The sequence below is a fragment of the Actinoplanes palleronii genome (assembly GCF_016862315.1).
GTDB classification, from domain to species: Bacteria; Actinomycetota; Actinomycetes; order Mycobacteriales; family Micromonosporaceae; genus Actinoplanes; species Actinoplanes palleronii.
The window spans coordinates 1-15,023 of the sequence record NZ_BOMS01000126.1 but is presented as its reverse complement, the minus strand read 5'-3'; the positions used below and the strand labels follow the sequence as shown (position 1 = coordinate 15,023).

Annotated in this window: 16 protein-coding genes and 1 pseudogene; 10 read left to right on the top strand and 7 right to left on the bottom strand. The window is 70.9% G+C overall.

The genetic code is table 11. The annotated features are described in order from the left end of the window. The first annotated feature begins 18 nt into the window (after nucleotides 1-18). Genes Apa02nite_RS37685 through Apa02nite_RS37670 form a run of 4 tightly spaced genes read left to right on the top strand, consistent with a single transcriptional unit; the run spans nucleotide 19 to nucleotide 4,296 of the window. The gene (locus tag Apa02nite_RS37685; protein WP_203829312.1) at nucleotides 19-1,173 is read left to right on the top strand and encodes an HpcH/HpaI aldolase/citrate lyase family protein; all 1,155 of its coding nucleotides are present in this window, start codon (nucleotides 19-21) and stop codon (nucleotides 1,171-1,173) included. Continuing rightward, nucleotides 1,170-2,366 (top strand): phosphoribosyltransferase family protein, encoded by a 1,197-nt coding sequence (locus tag Apa02nite_RS37680; RefSeq protein WP_203829311.1) that lies wholly within the window; start codon nucleotides 1,170-1,172, stop codon nucleotides 2,364-2,366. The genes Apa02nite_RS37685 and Apa02nite_RS37680 overlap by 4 nt, the downstream gene beginning before the upstream one ends. Next, nucleotides 2,366-3,460 (top strand): cysteine protease StiP family protein, encoded by a 1,095-nt coding sequence (locus Apa02nite_RS37675; protein WP_203829310.1) that lies wholly within the window; start codon nucleotides 2,366-2,368, stop codon nucleotides 3,458-3,460. Before Apa02nite_RS37680 ends, Apa02nite_RS37675 begins: the two co-directional genes overlap by 1 nt. Beyond that, entirely contained in the window at nucleotides 3,457-4,296 is an 840-nt protein-coding gene (locus Apa02nite_RS37670; protein WP_203829309.1) for an HAD family hydrolase, read from the top strand. Before Apa02nite_RS37675 ends, Apa02nite_RS37670 begins: the two co-directional genes overlap by 4 nt. An 80-nt stretch (nucleotides 4,297-4,376) precedes the next feature. Here the strand turns inward: Apa02nite_RS37670 and Apa02nite_RS37665 are convergent, their stop codons facing one another. After that, on the bottom strand, nucleotides 4,377-5,702 hold the full coding sequence (locus Apa02nite_RS37665; protein WP_203829308.1) for a gluzincin family metallopeptidase: 1,326 nt from the start codon (nucleotides 5,700-5,702) through the stop codon (nucleotides 4,377-4,379). A 153-nt stretch (nucleotides 5,703-5,855) separates the two neighbouring features. After that, nucleotides 5,856-6,527: a helix-turn-helix domain-containing protein gene (locus Apa02nite_RS37660; RefSeq protein ID WP_203829307.1), complete on the bottom strand. Its 672-nt coding sequence runs from the start codon at nucleotides 6,525-6,527 to the stop codon at nucleotides 5,856-5,858. Nucleotides 6,528-6,606: 79 nt separating this feature from the next. Here Apa02nite_RS37660 and Apa02nite_RS37655 point away from each other — a divergent pair, with 79 nt between their 5' ends. Both Apa02nite_RS37655 and Apa02nite_RS37650 read left to right on the top strand, forming a co-directional pair. Next, nucleotides 6,607-7,548, top strand: a complete 942-nt coding sequence (locus Apa02nite_RS37655) for an LLM class F420-dependent oxidoreductase (RefSeq protein ID WP_203829306.1) — start codon at nucleotides 6,607-6,609, stop codon at nucleotides 7,546-7,548. A gap of 86 nt (nucleotides 7,549-7,634) precedes the next feature. Beyond that, nucleotides 7,635-8,303: an NAD(P)H-binding protein gene (locus Apa02nite_RS37650; RefSeq protein ID WP_203829305.1), complete on the top strand. Its 669-nt coding sequence runs from the start codon at nucleotides 7,635-7,637 to the stop codon at nucleotides 8,301-8,303. A 55-nt stretch (nucleotides 8,304-8,358) separates the two neighbouring features. Here Apa02nite_RS37650 and Apa02nite_RS37645 read toward each other — a convergent pair whose 3' ends face one another. Next, nucleotides 8,359-8,841: a nucleoside deaminase gene (locus Apa02nite_RS37645; protein ID WP_203829304.1), complete on the bottom strand. Its 483-nt coding sequence runs from the start codon at nucleotides 8,839-8,841 to the stop codon at nucleotides 8,359-8,361. 297 nt (nucleotides 8,842-9,138) lie between these two features. Between Apa02nite_RS37645 and Apa02nite_RS37640 the strand changes: the two genes are divergently transcribed. After that, nucleotides 9,139-10,470: an MFS transporter gene (locus Apa02nite_RS37640; RefSeq protein WP_232344604.1), complete on the top strand. Its 1,332-nt coding sequence runs from the start codon at nucleotides 9,139-9,141 to the stop codon at nucleotides 10,468-10,470. 24 nt (nucleotides 10,471-10,494) lie between these two features. On the opposite strand, the gene Apa02nite_RS37635 is transcribed toward Apa02nite_RS37640, so the two are convergent. Next, nucleotides 10,495-10,965, bottom strand: a complete 471-nt coding sequence (locus Apa02nite_RS37635) for a hypothetical protein (RefSeq protein ID WP_203829303.1) — start codon at nucleotides 10,963-10,965, stop codon at nucleotides 10,495-10,497. 90 nt (nucleotides 10,966-11,055) lie between these two features. Here Apa02nite_RS37635 and Apa02nite_RS37630 point away from each other — a divergent pair, with 90 nt between their 5' ends. Continuing rightward, a complete protein-coding gene (locus Apa02nite_RS37630; RefSeq protein ID WP_203829302.1) occupies nucleotides 11,056-11,715 on the top strand; it encodes a TetR/AcrR family transcriptional regulator C-terminal domain-containing protein in 660 nt (219 codons plus the stop codon). Here the strand turns inward: Apa02nite_RS37630 and Apa02nite_RS37625 are convergent. The 3 genes from Apa02nite_RS37625 to Apa02nite_RS37615 are packed head-to-tail and all read right to left on the bottom strand — an operon-like array spanning nucleotide 11,712 to nucleotide 13,543. Beyond that, the gene (locus tag Apa02nite_RS37625) at nucleotides 11,712-12,008 is read right to left on the bottom strand and encodes a protealysin inhibitor emfourin (RefSeq protein ID WP_067698854.1); all 297 of its coding nucleotides are present in this window, start codon (nucleotides 12,006-12,008) and stop codon (nucleotides 11,712-11,714) included. The genes Apa02nite_RS37630 and Apa02nite_RS37625 overlap by 4 nt on opposite strands. Beyond that, nucleotides 12,009-13,085 carry a M4 family metallopeptidase gene (locus Apa02nite_RS37620; protein WP_203829301.1) on the bottom strand — a complete coding sequence of 359 codons (1,077 nt, stop codon included), beginning with the start codon at nucleotides 13,083-13,085 and terminating at the stop codon, nucleotides 12,009-12,011. It abuts the gene before it with no gap. A 17-nt stretch (nucleotides 13,086-13,102) separates the two neighbouring features. Continuing rightward, complete coding sequence (locus Apa02nite_RS37615; RefSeq protein WP_203829300.1) at nucleotides 13,103-13,543, bottom strand: SixA phosphatase family protein; 441 nt, start codon at nucleotides 13,541-13,543, stop codon at nucleotides 13,103-13,105. A gap of 191 nt (nucleotides 13,544-13,734) precedes the next feature. Here Apa02nite_RS37615 and Apa02nite_RS37610 point away from each other — a divergent pair, with 191 nt between their 5' ends. Together Apa02nite_RS37610 and Apa02nite_RS51420 are read left to right on the top strand one after the other, a co-directional pair. Then, nucleotides 13,735-14,652 (top strand): STM4015 family protein, encoded by a 918-nt coding sequence (locus tag Apa02nite_RS37610; protein ID WP_203829299.1) that lies wholly within the window; start codon nucleotides 13,735-13,737, stop codon nucleotides 14,650-14,652. Further along, nucleotides 14,652-15,023 (top strand): annotated as a pseudogene (locus Apa02nite_RS51420) (STM4014 family protein); the annotation flags it as partial. The gene Apa02nite_RS37610 and the pseudogene Apa02nite_RS51420, both read left to right, overlap by 1 nt.

Genomic DNA, 15,023 nt, shown 5'->3' with positions numbered 1-15,023 from the left:
CTGTGCGCTAATGGCCGTATGCGGCACTTCGCCCACGTCGCCCAGCAGGTCCGCGAGCGGATCTTCTCGGTGGAGCCGGGCCCTTTCCACCGCTCCGCGGAGCCGGAGGTGCTGGCCCTGGCGCTGGGCGCCACCCTCTACATGCCGGCCACCCGGCCACGCCTCGCCGATGACCTGCGTCGCGTCGCCGCCCGCGGGGTGACGAGCGTGGTCCTCTGCCTGGAGGACGCGATCGGCGACGACCAGGTGGCCGAGGCCGAGCAGAACGTGATCACGCAGCTCCGGGCGCTGGGTGGCGAGCCGGCGCCGCTCACCTTCGTCCGGGTCCGGCAGCCCGACCAGATCACCGCCATCGCCCGGCAACTCGGGACCCGCCCGACCGCGCTGACCGGTTTTGTTCTGCCGAAGTTCACCGAGCTCAACGGCGCCGAGTACCTGGACGCGCTGGTCGCCGCGGAGGTCCGGCTCGGCGTCCGGCTGTTCGGCATGCCGGTGCTCGAGTCGCCCGACGTGATCCATCGGGAGACCCGGGACAACGCGCTGCGCTCGATCCAGCGCCTGATCGACAAGTATCCCGGCTCGGTGCTGGCGTTGCGGGTCGGCGCCACCGACCTGTCCAGCGCGTACGGGCTGCGCCGGACCCGCGGGCTGACCGTCTACGACGTCCGGGTGATCGCCGACGCGATCGGCGACATCGTCAACGTCTTCGCCCGCGCCGACGGCACCGGACACGTGATCACCGGGCCGGTGTGGGAGCACTTCGGGGACACCGGCCGGCTGTTCAAGCCCCAGTTGCGGGAGTCGCCGTTCCACCTGCACAACGCGAACGACCTGCGCCGCGAGCTGATCTCGTCGAACCTGGACGGCCTGCTGCGCGAGGTGGTGCTGGACAAGGCGAACGGGCTGACCGGCAAGACCGTCATCCACCCGACGCACGTGCCGGTGGTGCACGCGCTGATGGTGGTGACCGCCGAGGAGTACGCCGACGCCGGTGACGTGCTGGCGACCCGGGCACGGGGCGGGGTGCGGGCGTCCGCGTACCGCAACAAGATGAACGAGTCCAAGCCGCACCGGGCCTGGGCGGAGCGGACGTTGCGGCGCGCGGAGCTGTTCGGGGTGGCTGCCGAGGGCGTGGACACTGTCGAGCTGCTGGTCGCCGGCGCACAGGCATGACCGCCACGGTTCTGGACCCGGCGCCGGCCGCCTGGGTCACCGCGCACCTGCCGGCCGGATTGACCGGCTCTCCGGACGTACCGGACATGATCGGTCTGGCGTTGCGGCGCAACCCGCGGCGGGCCCACCTCCTGGTCTCCCGGGTCCTCGGGAAACACGTGCCCGCCGAACCGCGGCGGATTCTCGCCGCCGGGCGGCGGCTCGGCGAGCTGGTCCGCACGCGTCTGACCGATAGTGCTCCGGCTTTGGTTATCGGGTACGCGGAGACAGCCACGGCGCTGGGGCACTGCGTCGCCGACGCGCTCGGGAACGCGATGTGCCTGCAGTCCACCCGTCGTGCGGTACCGGGACATGCGCCGGCGGCCGGTTTCGCCGAGGAACACTCGCACGCCACCGGGCATCTGCTGCTGCCCGCCGATACCGGGCTGCTGACCGGGGACGGCCCGGTGGTGCTCGTGGACGACGAACTGACCACGGGAAACACGGCGGCGAACACGATCCGGGCACTGCACCGGCTGCACCCGCGCGATCGGTACGTGGTCGCCGTCCTGGTCGACACCGGCGGGGGTGCCCGGCTGGCCGAGCTGGCCGTGGAACTCCGGGTGCGGATCTCGGTGGTGGCGGCGGCTTCTGCCCGGCTGACGCTGCCGCCCGATGCGGTGGCGAAGGGGCAGGAGCTAGCTGCCCGGTTCGGCGTGACTGTTCCTGATCCTGGATCGTGGCCGTCTCCCGAGATCACTCGGGTGCGGCTGCCCTGGCCCGACGGGCTGCCGGAGTCGGCGCGGCACGGGTTCGGGCCCGATGATCGCGCGCGCCTCGATCGTGCCCTGCCCGCGCTGGCCGCCGCCGTGCCGCCGGTCGGTGACCTGCTCGTGCTGGGCACCGAGGAACTGATGTACGTCCCGTTGCGGCTGGCCGCGGAGCTCGCCACGTCAACCAGGGTGCGGTTCGCCAGCACCACTCGCTCACCGGTCGTGGTCATCGACGAACCGGGATACGCCATCCGGAGCGCGCTGACTTTCCCGGCTCTGGAGTCCTCGGGTAGCCGGTACGCCTACAACCTGGCCGGGCTCGGGGTGGATGCCGTGCTGGTGGTGGTCGACCCTCCGGCGGACACCGGGCGGCTGGACGGGTTGCTGCATGCCTTGGGCTCGGTCAGCCGCCGGGTGCTGGTCGCCACGGCCGGCGTCTGATGATTGCTCCGCTGCGCGGGCCCGCGTTCGGGTCGTATGCCTGCGACGAGGTCGGGTGGCTGCTCACCGACCTGTCCGCCGTACCGTTGGAGGCTTCGCCGGACCACCGTGAGCGGGCCATCCAAGCCGGCACCGCGCACTACGCCGAGTCGCTGCCGGTCGAGTACCGGCCCACCGACGAGTACGTCGCGCTCTTCCGCCGCGCGCTCGCGGACACCGCCGACCGGCTGGCGCATGACGTCGGCGTGCTCACCGAACTGGTCCGGCACCTGGTCAGCCCGCGCCCGGTGCTGCTCTCGCTGGCCCGGGCCGGCACCCCGATCGCGGTGCTGATGCGCCGCTGGGCGCTCGCCACCACCGGCATCGATCTGCCGCACTACGCGGTCAGCATCGTCCGCGGCCGTGGCATCGACACCGCGGCGCTGCGCTGGGTGCTGGACCGGCACGACGCCGCCGACCTGGTCTTCGTCGACGGCTGGACCGGCAAGGGCGCGATCGCCCGGGAACTGACCGCGGCCTTGGCCGATTTTCCGGTCCGCCCGACGCTCGCGGTTCTCACGGACCCAGGCAGCTGCACCGATGTGTACGGCAGTCGCGACGACTACCTGGTGCCCTCGGCCTGCCTCAACTCGACGGTGTCCGGGCTGGTGTCGCGGACCGTCCTCAACCGGCTGCTGCTCCGGCCGGGCGAGTTCCACGGGGCCAAGTTCTACGCCGACCTGACCGATGCCGATCTCTCCACGGTCTTCTTGGACACGGTGAGTGCCCGGTTCGCGTCGGTGATGGCCGCCGTGGCCCGGGACTGGCCGGAGTTGGCGGCGGCGGACCGGACACCCCGGTGGACCGGCTGGCCGGCCGTGCAGCGGATCGGCGCGGAGTACCACATCAGCGACCTCAACCTGGTCAAACCGGGCGTCGGCGAGACGACCCGGGTGCTGCTGCGCCGGGTGCCCTGGCGGGTACTGATCCGGGCGGGGGCAGGGCGCGACGTGGAACACGTGCGACTGCTCGCGGCGGATCGCGGGGTGCCGGTGGAGGAACACTCAGATCTCCCTTATCAGTGCGTGGGCCTGATCCGGCCGCTCAACAGGTGAGCGGCGGTCCGCTGGTCGCGTGTGATCTGGATCGGACGCTGATCTACTCCGCTGCCGCGCTCGGGCTGACCGGTCCGGACGCCACGGCACCTCGCCTCGAGGTGGCCGAGATCAGCGATGGGCAGCCGCTCAGTTACTGCACCCGGCGCGCCGGCCGCCTGATCGAGGAACTGGCTCGGGCAGCCACGCTGGTCCCGGCCACCACCCGCACACTCGCCCAGTTCCAGCGGGTCCGGCTCACCGAGGAGCCCGCCCGCTACGCGGTGATCGCGAACGGCGGGCAGATCCTGATCGACGGCCGGCCGGACCCCACGTGGGGCCGGTCGATCGGCGACCGGGTGCGCCGGGAGTGCGCGCCGCTGGAGTCCGTCCGCGATCACGTGCGGGACACCGGCGACCCGGCCTGGTTGCTCCGGTTGCGCGACGCCGACGGGCTGTTCTGCTACGCGATCGTGGAACGGTCCCGGTTGCCCGGCGACCAGCTCGCCGAGCTGACCGCGTGGTGCGCCGCCCACCGCTGGACGGTGTCGATGCAGGGCCGGAAGCTCTACTTCGTACCCGGACCGATCACCAAGTGGGCCGCGACCGCGGAGATCGCCCAGCGGCTGGACCTCGGCTCGGTCGTCGCCGCCGGTGACTCGCTCCTCGACCAGGAGATGCTGGCCCGCGCGGACGCCGGGATCCGGCCGGCGCACGGCGAGCTGCACGAGCGCGGCTGGCGCACGGACAGCGTCACGGTGACCGGCTCCGCGGGCGTACTGGCCGGCGAGCAGATCGCCGAGCACCTGCTCCGGCTCGTCCGCCGCTCACCCACCGGGATTCATGAACAGTATTGACTGTTACCGGGGCTCGACGACTCTCACACTGGTGACCGTGAGCGCCGGCCACACCACCCCGGCGGGCGCCGCGGTCCCGGTCAGAGCTTGCGGACGTATGCCGCGCACTCCCGGTCGACCTTGGCCCACGGTGTGCCAAACGCGGACTGGGAGGCGCCGTCCAGGCCGATCCCGTACTGCACGGCGCCGCGGAAGAACGCCAGCGTCTTCGCCTTGCCGTAGTGCTTGAACAGGTATTCCAGGGCGTAATAGCCGACGGCGTACCGGGCCTGGGCGTCGACCAGGTCGGCGTCGACAGCAGGCGGCTGGACCATCACCGAGCGCAGCGGCCGTTGCTGGGTGAGGTGGCGCACGACCGTCCCGCGGCGATACTCCTTGCCGCCGACGCCCTGCTGCATCACGTATTCGGCCATCCCCTCGACCAGGAACCAGACGTCGTCCTGGCCGTAGGTGGTGTCGTTGCGCAGCGTCGACACGTGGGCCAGCTCGTGGGTGAGCAGTTCGTCGGCGTAACCCGGCGTCAGTGCGGACTCGGCCGCCTCGACCTCGATGCGGTTCGGGCCGGTCGGCGCGGCCAGGCCGGCTGCCCAGGCGCCCGGATATCCGTAGTACCACTGGGACCAGGACACTGGGTCGGCGATGAAGAGCCGGTACCGGTCGACCTTGCCGTCACCGACCTGGTACCGGTCGGCGATCACGGCGGCGCTCTCGGCCCGGGCGGCGAGTTCGGCGAGCCGGGCCCGGTATTTCAAGGGGACAGCGACCAGCGTGCGTTTGCCGACCTTGGCCACCAGCTCGGTGGTCTCCCACGGCCGGGCGACGATCGCGGACCGGGACGAGCTGCAGCTGAAGCACGGGTGGGTGCGGTCGTGGACCCGGAATCCGGTCAGCTTCAGCCCGTCCGGCGTGACCTTCCACCGGGAGTCGAAGACCGCCTCGTCGGTGGCGCAGTCCGTCTCGACGAAACAGTGGTCGGCGATCACTACGACCCGCCAGGAGTCCCGGCCCGGCAGGACGTAGGGCTGACCGTCGATCCGCTGATCGAAGCGGGTCACCTTCAGCTCCCGCAGAGTCCGGAAGCGACTCTTCAGGCTCTCCCGCACGAGCGAGTCATCCGGCATCGCGCCGAGGGCGTAGGTGGTGAAGTCCCCGCTGAGCAGACCTTCGGTCTCCACCTTGAGGACGGCGTTCGCCTCCTGGGCGATCCACGCCTGAAACTCGGAGACCGGCGCGTCCTCGGCCGGCCGGGGCAGCGGCCCGCTCTCCAGCATCGGCCGGGTCAACCGGGCGGTGACGTCCGCCCACGCCGAGCTGTTCGTCACGTCGCTGGCGGCCACGGCGACCGAGGTCAGCAGCACGGCGACCGGGAGAAGGACGATCCGCTGCCAACGGACCAAGTTGATCACGGTGGGCAGCATAGACATCAGTGACTTCCGCCCACCGGCGGGCCCACAGACGGCCTTCCAGCGAAACGAAGGGCCTGGCACACGGAAGGAGCCACGACCCCGGAGGGCTGGCCCGCGGAGGCGGAGACGCGAGACGCCCGGGAGGAAGGGGGGTCAGGGGCGGGGTTCGGCGCGGATCAGGGCTCGGGCGGCCTCGGTAGCGCGGGCGGCCACGGTCTCGACCGCCTGCGGGCCGCCGCGGGCGAAGAAGCCGTCGGCGAACAGCGACGTATACCCGTGCGCCACCGCGATGATCGCCTCCACCAGCGGGACGGCCTGGCGGTAGGACGGGACGTCGGTCGCGGTCGCGAGGTCGAGCAGGGTGTCCATCAGAGCCCGGGTCTGCTCCCGGCGGTTCTCGTCGGCGACGGCATACAACTCGGGGGCGTAGATGACGTGGAACCCGGCACCAGTCGCCACGACATACCGAAAATAGGCACCCGCAACCGCCGCCAGCCTGTCGGCAGCGGCAGCCGGGCCAGCCGGTGCGCTGCCGGCGGCAGCCGGATCCGTCGCTCCCAGGTCGTCCGGGGCGGGCGGACCGGCTGCGACGGCGGCCTTGAGGATTGCGGCGCGCAGGTCGTGGGCCGCGGCGCCGGACACCGCGGAGAGGAGGTGGTCACGGTCGGGGAAGTGCCGATAGGGCGCGGCCGAGCTCACTCCCAGCCGGCGCGCCACCGCGGCCACCGAGAAACGCCGCAGCCCGCCCTCCGCGAGCAGCTCGAAGCTGGCGGTGATCAGAGCGGCCCGCAGGTCGCCGTGATGATAGGCCCGATCCCGCGACACGCTCACCTCCCGGCTTGCCCCCGTGTAAGTTGGCTCTTACATTAACAAGTGATAGCCCTCTTACATAGTTGGAGGCACTGTGAGCATCCGTCTCGGTTACCAGATCCCGAACTTCACCTATCCGGGTGTGCCGGTCGAGAACCTCTTCGACACGGTCGCCGCGCAGGCCAAGGAGGCGGAGGCGGCCGGGTTCGACACCGTGTTGGTGATGGACCATTTCTACCAACTGCCGGGCATCGGCGCGCCGGAAGCGAACATGCTCGAGGCCTACACGACGCTCGGGGCCCTCGCCTCGGCCACCTCGACGATCCAGTTGTCGACGCTGGTCACCGGGAACACGTACCGTAATCCTGCTCTTCTGGCGAAGACCGTGACCACCCTCGATGTGGTCTCCAAGGGCCGGGCCATCCTCGGGATCGGGGCCGGCTGGTTCGAGCGCGAGCACAACGACCTCGGGTTCGAGTTCGGCACGTTCGGGCAGCGGTTCGAGCGGCTCGAGGAGGCGCTGACGATCATCGCGCCGATGCTCAAGGGCGAGACGTCGACGCACGAGGGCAAGTGGTACGTGACCCGTGGCGCGATGAACAATCCGCGACTGCGGCCGAGCATCCCGATCATGCTGGGTGGCTCCGGCGAGCAGAAGACGTTCCGGCTGGCGGCCCGCTTCGCCGACCACATGAACATCATCTGCGACGTGGACGACCTGGCCCGCAAGGTCGGCGTGCTCCGTGAGCGGTGCGCGGAGATCGGCCGGGACCCGGCGACTCTTGCCACGAGTTACCTGGTCATGGGCATGATCGGGGAGAACGAGCAGGAGGTGAAGGAGCTCAGCGAGTCGATCCCGGAGGATCGCCGCAACCGGGCCTTCCTCGGCACCGCGGAGCAGGTCGCCGAGCAGCTGCACGAGAAGGTGATCGGCGCCGGAATCGACGGGATCACCATCAACCTGATCCGTAACGGTCACCGGCCCGGCATGGTCACCACGGTCGCCGAGGCCCTGAAGCCGATCGTCAAGGCCTGACCGACAGGTTCACGGCCGGGCTCGATGAGCCCGGCCGGACCTGCCGACCGGAAGGGATCGCCGCAGGTAGGCGTAACCTCCCGGGAATGGACGAATCGCGTGTTCTTGTCATGGGTGGTCACGGAAAGGTGGCGCTGCTGGCGCTGCCGCTGCTGGTCGAGGCCGGGCACGAGGTGACCGCGGTGCTCCGCAATCCGGAGCACGCCGCCGACGTCGCGGAGACCGGCGCGAAACCGCTGGTCGCCGACGTCGAGCAGCTCGGTGTCGAGGAGCTGGCCACGCTGTTCGCCGGCCACGACGCGATCGTCTGGTCGGCCGGGGCCGGCGGCGGGAGCCCGTCCCGCACCTACGCGGTCGACCGCGACGCGGCGATCCGCTCGATGGACGCGGCGGCGCGGGCCGGCGTCCGCCGCTACGTGATGGTTTCCTACTTCGGTTCGCAGATCGATCACGGCGTCCCGGCCGAGAGCAGCTTCTTCCCGTACGCCGAGGCGAAGGCCGCGGCCGACGCCCACCTCGCGACGACCGATCTGGATTGGACGGTCCTCGCGCCGAGCCGCCTCCTCGACGAGCCGCCGACCGGCCGGATCGAGACCGCGAGCCAGGGTGCCACGGCCGGTTCGGTGAGCCGCGCCGACGTCGCCGCCGTCGTGGTGCACGTCCTGGCCGAGCCCGCGACGATCGGCCGCACGATCCGCTTCAACACCGGCGCCACCCCGATCCCCGACGCGCTGACCGAATCCGACCTGGCCTGAGCAAGCAGCTGGCCGTACCCCGGATGTGCCGCAAGCCGCGCGGTCGGCGACCCGGTCAATCCCAGAAACCGACGTGGACCTCGGTCGCCGACGGCATGTCGAACGGCCCCGCCACCTCGATCGACCGCCCACCTCGCGCGAACACCTCCCGGCACGGCAGGCGCAGCGGCGGGATCCCCTCTTCCTCCACGACCATCGCGTTCAGTCCCTCCGCGGAGAGCGCGAAGACCACCCGCCCGATCCCGGACCAGTAGATCGCGCCCGCACACATCGCGCACGGCTCGGTGCTGGTGTAGAGCGTGCTCCCGGTCAGCGCCTCCCGGTCGACGCCGCCGGCCAGGCGGACCAGGTTGGTCTCCGCGTGGCCGGTCGGATCGGCGCCGGTGACCACCGTGTTCGCCGCCTCGAGGATGCCGCCGTCCGGGGTGACCAGCAGCGAGCCGAACGGATGGTCGCCACGGTTCCGGGCGGTCCAGGCGAGCTCGACCGCTCGCTCCAGGTGGGTCACGTCGGCTTCAATGAATGGCAGCGAGCTCACCGCAAGAGCATACGACGGACTCACTGTGCGACTTCGGGAACATCAATTCCGCGCGACGAGTAGCCGATAAGCGCGGACCGGGAAAGTTGACCTTCGACGGTGTGACCTGCGGGTATTGGTCAACAACCGGAGCCGCCCGACTGTCGGGAAGTACTGATTCCGGCTATCTCGTAATCGACGGCCGACTACCTGCGGTGGCCATCGACATCTACGGTGCGAAGAAACCGCCCCGCCTTTTGCCGAAGGATGCTCGGATGGCGATATCGATCAACCACGTCCGGTGCCGGTGATGGCCGGGTGAGATGGCGTGGACTCACCGGGGTGCTGGGCGCGCAGGCCTGCACCCTGTCGGCGAACCGGCTGCTCACCGTGGCCGTGCCGTGGCTGGTGCTGGACCGGACCGGCAGCGCCGCGCAGACCGGCCTGGTGGTGGCCTGCCAGGTGCTGCCGTACGCGTTCACGCAGTGGCTGGCCGGCCCGCTGCTGGACCGGATCGGGCCGCGCCGGATCAGCGCCGCCGGTGACGTGACGTCGGCGGTCGTACTGATCATTCCGGCGATCTTCGGGACGCCGCCACTGTGGCTGCTGACTGCCATGCTGGTGCTGGTCGGGTGTGCCGACGGGCCGGCCAGCGCAGCGAAACGGCTGCTGGTGCCGTTCGCCGCTGCCGACGCCGGGCAGTCGACCGCCCGCGGGGTGGGGCTGGCGACCGCCGTCGAACGTACCGCGACTGCGGTCGGCACCGCGCTGGCCGGGTGGCTGGTCGCCACGCTGGGCGGGGATCGGGCGTTGTGGGCGGCGGCCGCCATGCTCGGCGTCGCCACGCTGATCGTCACGCTCACGGTGACCGATCCGGTGCGCGACCACGGGCGCGACGACGAGACGTATGTCGATCGGCTGCGCACCGGCGCCGCGTTCCTGCGGGGCAACTCGCCGCTGCGCGCGCTGACCGCGATGTTCGTCGTCACCAACCTGCTCGACCAGGCGCTGATGGCGGTGCTGCTGCCGATCTGGGCGCGGGCCGGCGGTCACGACGCGACAGTTGTCGGGTTGGCGCTGAGCACGGTCGGGCTGGCCTCGATCGCGTCCGCGCTGGCCTCGGCCGGTTTCGGGGCCCGCCTGCCGCGCCGGGCGACGTACCTGATCGGGGTCCTCAGCAGCGGGCCGACCCGGATCATCGTGCTCGCGCTGGGACTGCCGCCGGAGGCGGTGATCGCGGTCTATGCTCTGGCCGGCATCGGTTCCGGCCTGTTCAACCCGCTGCTCGAGACGATCCAGGTGGAGCTGATCCCGGCGCCGCTGCGGGGACGGGTGCAGACTTTGATCAGTGCATGGGCGTGGGCCGGGATCCCGGTCGGCGGTCTGCTCGGCGCGGTGTTGCTGAGCGCGGGCGGGCTGAACCTGGCGCTGTGGGTGTGCGGGATCGCCTACCTCGCGGCGGTGTTGCGCCCGGCATGGCGAATGGACTGGTCACTGCCGTCCCTCCCGCCGCTGCCGGAGCCATCCCTGCCGCGGGTTCCGGCGCCGCGCCGCCCGACCGGTCGCCGCAGCCCCCGGCTGAGGATCAAGGTCGTCCGTGCCGATGTCGCGGCGCCGGTTTCGGTCCGCGAGCACATTTCAAGATCATGACCGATTTCGTACGATGGAAGCCGCTCACATCGCCGCACTGGCCGCGAACGTGGTCACCGCCGCGCCCAGCATCAGCGCGTGCAGGATCATGTGCTCCAGATTCGGCCGGGGCCGGTCCCCGATCCGCGGCAGCACGGTGACCGTCCGCGCGTAGGTCCGCGCGTGCAGCTGCGCCCAGCTCACCCCGGTGCCGGCGGTGGCCCACGGCATGACGACACCGAGCAGGTACGGCGACCACCACAGCAGCAGGCCACCGAGCACGGCCAGGGACTCCAGCACCGCGCCGGCATACCCGAAAGCGGGCAGTGACGTGGCTGCGGCGACACCGAGCAGCACCGCGGGCAGCGCCATCACCGGCGCGTTCACGGCCACCTCGGTCAGTTGCTCGGAGCGCGTGGCGTCGCGCACGTTGTTCAGCGGGAACAGGTCGACGAGCGTCATCACCAGGAAGTAGCCGACCGCGGCCAGGATCAGGACGATGGCGAGCGCATACACGAGCTACCTCCGGAGATCATGCTTACGGTGTAAGCATCGTCGTCTCCGGTATCGTGGCTTACACCGTAAGCATCGTCAAGGGGGTAGCTCGTGCCGGACCGTCGCGCCGGGGCCAAAGCCGGCCTGACCCGGGAGCGGGTGCTCGACGCCGCGCTGGACTACGTGGACGCGCACGGCCTGCCCGCGCTGTCGATGCGCAAGCTCGGCGCGCAGCTGGGCGTCGAGGCGATGTCGCTCTACCGCCACGTGCCGAACAAGGACGCGCTGCTGGACGGCCTGGTCGACCGGGTGATGGAGACCGCCTTCACCGGCCTCGGCGCCCCGTCCGGCGACGACTGGCCGGCCTGGCTGCGGGCGTTCGCGCACGGGCTGCGGTCCGCGCTGATCGCCCACCCGGGTGTGCTGCCGCTGGCCGCCACCCGCCCGGTGAACTCCCCCGACGCGCTGCGCATGTCGGAGGGCTGGCTGGCCGCGATGCGAACCGCCGGGCTGCCGCTGGGCCGCGCTCTGGACATGGTGAACGTGCTGGCCACGTTCACGATCGGGCACACCCTGGCCGAAGTCGGACAGACGCCCGGCCACGAGGGCTCCGAGCCGGATCTCGACCAGCACGCCGCCGAGCTGGACCCGGCCGAGTTCCCGAACCTGCTGGAGGTCATCGCGACCCGGGCCGGGCTGGACTTCGACTCCCGTTTCACCCAGGCCGTCGACATCCTGATCGCCGGTTACGCGGCGCTCCCCCGGCCCTAGGCGGCGTTGCGCTCGACCCAGTCCAGCAGGTCGGCGAAGGACTTCGTCATCGCGGTGTCGGAGGCGGTGAGCGTGGTCGGCTCCGGACCGTGCTCGACCACGATCGTGTAGGTCATGGCGTCCCTGGCGGCGGGATCGGGCCGACCGGGAGGATCACCACGCACCGCGTCGATCAGGCCGCGCAGTTCGGCGGCGACCTCGGGTGAGAGCTGATCCGTATCGGCCACGCGGGGTGGCAGCTGCCGAGTGATCGCAGCCGCCAGCCCGCCATGGGTCGTCAGGGACACTCGCATCTACTGGCGCCTGAGCGTCGGGGTCGTGCTCACCTGGATGCCCACTCCGGACCACGCCTCCTTGACAGCCTGCTGCTCGCGACTCTCCGTACCGTAAAGCTCTTCCGCCTTGCGGAGCGTGATGTCGGCGAAGCCCTGGAACTCGGTGGTCGCGGTCGACGCCTTCATCGATTCATACCAGATGCGCCCCGGAGCATCCCAGGAGTAACCGCCGATCCCGGTGGCCAGCAGGTAGAACGCCTTGTTCGGGATGCCGGAGTTGATGTGCACGCCCCCGTTGTCGCCCTGATCGGTGTCGGGCAGCTCGACGAACCGGTCCATGTGGTCGGGCTGCGGGTCCTTGCCGAACAGCTTGTTGTCGAACGCGGTGCCGGGCGCCTTCATCGACCGCAGCGCGTCCGCGTCGATGTTCGGGGTGAAGACCTCGGCGCCGATCAGCCAGTCCGCCTGGTCCGCGGTCTGCTGCAGGAACCACTGGGTCACCATCGCGCCGGCCACGTCGGACAGCGACTCGTTGAGCGCGCCGGACTGGTTGTGGTACTCCAGGCCCGCGGTGTGCTCCGTGACGCCGTGGGCCAGCTCGTGGGCGATCACGCCGAGCGAGCCGGTGAAGTCGCTGAAGACCTCCCCGTCGCCGTCCCCGAAGACCATCTCCTGGCCGTCCCAGAACGCGTTGTTGTAGTGCCGGCCACGGTGCACGTAGCCCAGCAGCCGCATGCCCCGGCCGTCGATCGAGTCGCGCTGGAACACGGTGCGGAAGAAGTCGCGGGTGGTGCCCAGCCCGTTGAAGGCCTGGTTGACCGACACGTCGGCGACGTCCGCCTCACCCTCCGAGCGGACCAGGGTGGCGGACGGCAGGAACGTGCTGTGCCGGCAGTCGAAGATGCTCCGGCGCCCGTCACCGGGCGTGACCAGGGCTCCGGCGATCAGCGAGCGGACACCGCGCTCGCCGCGCAGCTGGGCGGAGGTGAGCAGGGTGGACAGGGCCGCGTCGCGGATGGCGTGGTTGTCGCTGTCCAGCAGCCTGGTCAGGATGAACGGCGGGGTGATGCAGCTGAGTGTGCGGTGGGCGGACATGGCAAGGACACCTCGGATCAGAAAGAAGGATTTCCGTACGTCAGAGCCAGCAGGCCGGTCTGACCCGCATCGGTCAGGCTCACCACGAACAGGTGGTCGAAGCGGGTCTCGTGGACGGCCGGCGGGGACGCGACGCCCAGCGCGGCGATCACGTCCGGAACGGTGTTGCTGTGCCCGACGATCAGCACGACCGGGCCGTACTCCCCGGCGTGCGCCTGCCGGGCGACGGTGGCGGCGTCCGGCATCTCCCGGGCGACGAGGCCGAGCCGCTTCAGGATCGGTTCGGCGGTTTCTTTCGTACGCCGGAAAGGCGAGGTGAACACGGTCGTCACCCCGGCCGAGCCGGCGACGTGCGCGAGCGCCTCGGCACGTGCCCGCCCCGCGTCGTTCAGGGACGGATCGGCCGAGACCCGTGGAAGAGCGATGTCCGCGTGACGGACCAGAAGAATGGCGATCATGCCGCACCTCGTTGTCGCCATCGGGTGAGGCTCTCGATACTCTCAGTGATCAACTTCGTGGTCGAGATGGCAGTCTCGATCCGGACAGTAGGTATCAACTGTTCGGGTTAACCGGGTCCGGAAAGTGTCGGTGGGGCCTGCTAACTTCTCGGCACTGTTCCGGACGGTGTCAGCGCGGCTGAGGGGGATGTGTGAGCGTCAACGACAACCTGGCGACCTTTGCGGGGCTGCCGGTCGTGCCACTGGAGCGGGAGACCGTCGACGATCCGGCCGCGGTGGCCTGGCGGATCGAGATGGAGGACTTCGAGGCCCCGCCGGAGGAGTTCGAGGCCGCTCTCGACCAGTTGCTGGAGCGCTGCGGTCCGGCCGGCCCGACCGCGCTGATCGTCGGCGAGTGGGGCACGGCATACGAGACGCCGTTCCCGATGGAGCTGCTGGTCAACCGGGCCGACCGGCTCAGCGGGCTGCGCGGGTTGTTCATCGGCGAGATCAGCCCGGAGCAGTGCGAGATCTCCTGGATCAACCAGGGCGACCTGACGCCGCTGCTCGAGGCGTTCCCGGCGCTGGAGCACCTGTGGGTGCGTGGCGCGGAAGACCTCCAGTTGACCCCGTTGCGGCACGAGGGCCTGCGGGAGCTGGTCTTCGAGGCCGGCGGCCTGCCGGCCGGGGTGGTCCGCGCGATCGGTGCGTCCGAGCTGCCGAACCTGACGTTCCTGGAGCTGTGGCTCGGCGTCTCGAACTACGGCGGCGACGCCCGCGCCGAGGACCTGGCGCCGATCCTGGCCGGCCGTTCCCTGCCCGCACTCACCCACCTCGGCCTGCGCAACGCCGAGATCGCCGACGAGGTCGCCGCGGCCCTCGCCGCCGCACCGGTGGTCGCCCGGCTCGCCGAGCTCGACCTGTCACTGGGCGTGATGGGTGACACCGGCGCCGAGGCACTCCTGGCCGGGCAGCCGCTCACCCACCTGAAGTCACTCGACCTGAGCCACCACTTCATGACGACGGAGATGGCGCAGCGGTTCGTCGAGGAGCTGCCGGGCGTCGCGGTCGACGTGTCGCACCAGCAGAGCGAGCGGGAGTGGGGCCGCTTCACTGCGGTGTCGGAGTAGTGCGCCTGGCCGTCGTCGGCAACCCGGAGAACCGCCGGGTCACCCTGTTCACCGCAGCGGTGGCCCGGGCCGGCCTGCCCGCCCCGGAGGTCTTTCCGTGGCGGGACGTGCTGCTCACCGGCCACGTCCCGGGCCCGGACACCCTGGTCCGCATCGACTCACCGGGCGAAAACCCGGAGGTGGACCGCCTGCTGCGCACCCTCGGTTCCGCGCACCGCGCCCCCTCCACAACCGCCCCGGAGAGAGGCGGCGCGGCCCGGCCCGCGGCCGCTGCTGGCCTTCGGGCCGATGGCGGCCATCGGGCCGATCGCGGCCATCGGGCCGATCGCGGCCATCGGGCCGATCGCGGGCCTCGGGCCGATCGCGGGCCT

Excerpts from the sequence above, each read along its gene's own strand:
- Apa02nite_RS37685 (WP_203829312.1), top strand. The coding sequence starts at position 19 with ATGCGGCACTTCGCCCACGTCGCCCAGCAGGTCCGCGAGCGGATCTTC.
- Apa02nite_RS37680 (WP_203829311.1), top strand. The coding sequence starts at position 1,170 with ATGACCGCCACGGTTCTGGACCCGGCGCCGGCCGCCTGGGTCACCGCG.
- Apa02nite_RS37675 (WP_203829310.1), top strand. The coding sequence starts at position 2,366 with ATGATTGCTCCGCTGCGCGGGCCCGCGTTCGGGTCGTATGCCTGCGAC.
- Apa02nite_RS37650 (WP_203829305.1), top strand. The coding sequence starts at position 7,635 with ATGGACGAATCGCGTGTTCTTGTCATGGGTGGTCACGGAAAGGTGGCG.
- Apa02nite_RS37625 (WP_067698854.1), bottom strand. The coding sequence starts at position 12,008 with ATGCGAGTGTCCCTGACGACCCATGGCGGGCTGGCGGCTGCGATCACT.
- Apa02nite_RS37620 (WP_203829301.1), bottom strand. The coding sequence starts at position 13,085 with ATGTCCGCCCACCGCACACTCAGCTGCATCACCCCGCCGTTCATCCTG.
- Apa02nite_RS37615 (WP_203829300.1), bottom strand. The coding sequence starts at position 13,543 with ATGATCGCCATTCTTCTGGTCCGTCACGCGGACATCGCTCTTCCACGG.